Annotated in this window: 2 protein-coding genes; both read left to right on the top strand. The window is 64.3% G+C overall.

The annotated features are described in order from the left end of the window. On the top strand, positions 1-2,443 hold a 2,443-nt coding region (locus MHZ91_RS28155; protein WP_304505280.1), incomplete at its 5' end, for an autotransporter outer membrane beta-barrel domain-containing protein. Positions 2,444-2,832: 389 nt separating this feature from the next. Continuing rightward, positions 2,833-3,106: hypothetical protein (locus MHZ91_RS28150; RefSeq protein ID WP_370647903.1), on the top strand; the 274-nt coding region annotated here is incomplete at its 3' end.

Raw genomic sequence — 3,106 nt, 5'->3', positions numbered from 1 at the left:
CGTGTGGCCGATCCTCATCGAGGGAATTGGGGGGGCGGGCGGCATTGCCGGCGGGGCGTCCGGCGTCAACGGAGGCGATGCCAAACCGTATGAAGGTTTCGCCGCGGGCGGTGGCGGCGGCGGCGCGCCAGGCGGCGATGGCGGCCGCGGCGGGCAGTACTCGCGTTTCGATACGAACGGGGGCGGCGCGGCCGGCAACAGCAATCACGGCGTCTACGTCACGGGGGCCGGCACCGTCATCATCAACGCGGGATCCATTGTGGCGGGGCCGGTCAACCAGGACACCGCCATCAAGTACGCGGCGACCGCCGGCAATTCGACCTTGATGCTCCGTGAAGGCAGCGTGATTCAGGGGCTCGTCGATGCCACAGAATCAAGCGGCACAAACACGCTGATCCTGGATGGCGGCGCTGCGCAGGCGTTTGACGTGGGCAAGATCGGCCCCGGCGCGCAGGGTCAGTATCTGGGCTTCAACGCATTCGAGAAAGCGTCTCACGGCACGTGGGCGCTCACGGGTTCGCCCGCGCTGGCGCTTACGCCTTGGACGCTTTCCGGGGGATGGCTTGCGATCACGGACGACGCGGCGCTGGGAGACACGGCGGGCGGCCTCATCTTCGAGGGCGGCGGATTGCAGCTGAACGCCAGCATCACATCGCAGCGCGATTTTCAGCTGCGCGGTGATGGCGCGGTCCACACTGCCGACGGCACCGTGTCCGTGATGCACGGAACGATCAGCGGCGCCGGCAACCTCACCAAGACCGGGGCCGGAACATGGATCATCGAGCGCAACGACACCGGATCGGGCACTACCACGCCGGCGGCGCAGCTCACGTATGCAGGCGCCACGCGAGTTGATGAGGGCATGCTGGTCATTCAAGGCACGAGCCTGGGGCGGGCCGATCATGCGGCCAGTGTTGCTGGCGCCAGCAATGCGGCCTTGTACCTTGCCAACGGTGCCGTGCTCGACGGCCGGATGAACGGACCGAATCTCGTCATCGATGCGACGAGCCGATGGAACGTCCTGGCCGATACCCCTCATGCCTCGGCGGGAAACAATCTCAGCACCGTCAATGCGCTTCAGCTTGCAGGCAGCATTGCCTTCGCACCGCCCGACGGGTCCAACAACGAGGTCGGCCGAACGCTTACCGCCAACAACCTGGTGGGCGCGGGCGGGCAAGTCCAGTTGCACGTCAGTCCGACCGGCGCTGCGGATCATCTGACGCTGACCCAGGGCGCCACGGGGTTGACCTACCTGAAGATCATCACGCCCGGCGGCTTCGGAGATCCCATGGCCGGCGACGGGCTGTTGGTGGTCAAGGCAGGCGCCAGCACCGACCATGCGTTTCGCCAATCCCCAGAACAACCCACGCTGGCCGGCGCGTTCAACTACGGGCTGGTGCACGGCGCGCGAAACGGCGCAGCCGATCTGGCCAACAACTGGTATCTCTTCAGCGATGTCCGCCCCGAGGTGTCCATCTACTCGCAGTTGGGCAATCAGGCCTTGCGGCAGTCCGAGGTGGCGGTGGGTTCGTTCAACGAACGGATGGGTGCGACCGAAACGCTGGCGCGAACGGTCTACCCGTATGTTTGGGCGCGATCGTTCGGGGTCCTCGAACGCCGGGATGGCGCACCCATGGGGATCCGGCAAGCGAACGTCGCCGTGGATTCGCGGCTGGGCGGGCTACAGGTGGGAACCGACCTGTTCGTGGCCAGCAGAGGCGCCGGCCGCCGGAGCGCGGGCGTGTTCGCTACGGCAATGGCTTCACGCAACGACGTGGCGCACTATCAGGCGTTCACGCGTTCGACAGTGGCTGCCGGCCGCAGCGATCAGACCATGTACGGCCTGGGCGCCTACTACACGTTGATCGACGGCAAGGGCGGATACGCCGATTTCGTCGCGCAGGTCAGCCGCTACGGTGTGAAGGCCCATTCGCGCGGCGCGCAAGGTTTGTCTTTGCAGACGTCCGGATGGGGCGCCGCGTTGTCCGCCGAAGCCGGCAAAGCCTTCGACATCGACGACGCCAGCGGACTGCGCATCGAGCCGCAAGCCCAGGTGATGGTCCAACACGTCAGACTGCGCGACAGCGAAGACCGAGTCGGGCCGGTTGCGCTGCCCGGAATGCGCGCGCTGCACTCGCGTGTGAGCCTGAAGGTTTCCAAAATCTGGGATGCGCAACCCGAGACGCGGCACCACGGCTGGCTGATGCTGAGCTATCGGCACACGTTCGGAAAATCCTCCAGTACGTACCCCACCGCCACGCAAGGCGACATCGCGTTCGACAACGATCTGGATGGGTCGCGCGTGGGCCTGACGGCGGGCTACGACCGGCGCGCGGGCAGGAACACTTTCGTCAACGTGCAGGTGCATGCCGAACAGGGCTTGGGCGGCGCGTCAGGGTTGCGGGCGGTGGGCGGCTCAGTTGGGGTGAAGTACCTGTTCTAGCAATCGCGCGAAGCATGGGTCCGCCGGATAACTGGCAGTGTCTTGCAATGTGCGCCATAGCGATCGTCTGATTTTGCCCGGCGACTGATTCTTATGAAGGCTCTCGCGACATCGGAGTAAACCTACTCTGGGTGAAGTCGGGGCGCATAAAGAGAATCTGAGACACCGACGACAGAGGCTTGAACGCTTTGCAGCGTGCTTCCGTCGTTCGATGTGATTAACCGGATTACTCAAACGCGCAACCGGCCACTCCGGTATTCCACGTTCTTACGAGATCAAAGTAGCGATTCTGCATGTAGCGTCACCTGAGCTTCAGGTGCTGTTGAATTCGTGAAGCCGCGCGTGAATCCACCACCCAGGATGAACCATTGATGTGTACGGATTCTTGCTTGGCGTCGCGACATGCGGTTTCGATCTCAAATCGAACCGACAAGGCGCGCGGTATTGCGCTTAGGCTTTGTTTTGGTCTGTCTTTGATTTCTTTGGGCATGTCCCCTCATCCTGCTGCGCGCGCGTTGATCGTCGGCGAGGCGGGGATGGGCGGCGTAGGCGGGGCTGCCAATGGGGGTACCGGCGGCGACGGCGGGGATGGTTATGCCGCCTTGGATCTCACGACGTCTTACACGACCTATGACGACATTGAAGGCGCGCCCGGCGGCGGAG

The organism is Achromobacter sp. ACRQX, assembly GCF_022346505.1.
Taxonomy (GTDB): Bacteria; Pseudomonadota; Gammaproteobacteria; order Burkholderiales; family Burkholderiaceae_B; genus Achromobacter; species Achromobacter animicus.
Note: the sequence above shows the minus strand (reverse complement) of the source record. Positions and strands in the feature narration are given on the sequence as shown.